Annotated in this window: 1 protein-coding gene; it reads right to left on the minus strand. The window is 63.6% G+C overall.

The genetic code is table 11. From position 1 onward, the window contains the following. Positions 1-164: 164 nt before the first annotated feature. Positions 165-1,208, minus strand: a complete 1,044-nt coding sequence (locus CFP68_RS17770) for an IS5 family transposase (RefSeq protein ID WP_099828267.1) — start codon at positions 1,206-1,208, stop codon at positions 165-167. Positions 1,209-1,284: the final 76 nt, after the last annotated feature.

The following is a 1,284-nucleotide window of genomic DNA, read 5'->3' on the forward strand; positions in this document are numbered from 1 at the left end:
GGGCACCTCGATTTTTCACCGGTCTCGGCTGTTTCAAGCGGGTTGGACCGGATGAAGTTCGCATGATGTCGCCAGCCGGTCTCCCGGCGCGTTGTGAGGTCATCGGGGTTCGTGGGGTCACGAGCAGCAATTCGGCTCTTGCGGCCTGACTTTTGCGCTCGGGATCACGCCGGGCACGGGTTCAGGCGGCGTAGCTGGACAAGGCGGCGCATATTGTAGGCCAGGTTCTTCATCCCGATCTTCGCCTTCGCCCGCACCAGGCCGATCGTGCGCACCAGCGTACCGCCCATGTCGTTGGCCTGTGCGCCGAAGACGTGCTCGACGCGCGCGCGCACCGAGGATCTCGTCCGGTTGCTGCCCTTGGCTTGTTCGGTCAGCGGCTTGCCGCGTTTGCCCTTGCGGTGGATGTTGCTCTTTAGCTTGCACGCGCGCAACTTTGCCTCCGTCTCCTCGGACCGATAGGCCGCATCCGCCCAGACCCCGGAGCCGGTGTTGCCCCGCATCAGTAGGTGATCCACAGCCTGGCTGTCATGCTGGGCCGCATCGCTGACGTGGTAGCGCCGGACCAGTTTGTGCTGGCGGTCCACGTTCACGTGGTTCTTGTAGCCATAGTAGGATTTCCCGTGCTTCTTGGTCCAGCGCGCGTCGATATCCTTCTGCGAGCGCTTGGCGGGCTTGTCAGCCCAGTCCTCGGGCGCCTCGCCGTTCTTGATCGCCGCGTTCTCGTCGCGTGTGTTGTGGTTGCGCGGCACCGGCACGATGGACGCATCCAGGATCTGGCCGCCCCGCGCGATATATCCCTGCCGCGCCAGATAGCCGTCGAACTTCTTGAACAGGGTCTCCACCATGCCCGCCTGCGCCAGCGCCTCGCGATAAAGCCACACGGTCTTGGCGTCGGGCACCCGATCCTCCAGGCCGAGCCCAAGGAACCGCATGAACGACAGTCGGTCGCGCACTTGATACTCGATCTGGTCGTCCGACAGGTTGTAGAGCGCGCCGAGCACCAGCGTCTTGAACATCAACACCGCGTGCATCGGCTTGCGCCCGGCCCGCGACTTGCGCTCCGCTTCCGGCTTGCGCCATGCACGTTCCAGCGTCGGGCGGAATTCTTCCCAAGGCACGACGGCATCAATCTCGACCAACGGGTCCTTCTTGGCGTCCAGGCTCGCGTAGCGGTCTGAAAGATCGAAGAAACCCATCTGCGCCATCGTCACACCCCAGGTCAAAAAATGCCCTCTGCTTCATACCGCAGCGGCCCGCTCAGGGCAATTTTTCGAGGTGCCC

The organism is Oceaniglobus indicus (genome assembly GCF_002751875.1).
Classification (GTDB): domain Bacteria; phylum Pseudomonadota; class Alphaproteobacteria; order Rhodobacterales; family Rhodobacteraceae; genus Oceaniglobus; species Oceaniglobus indicus.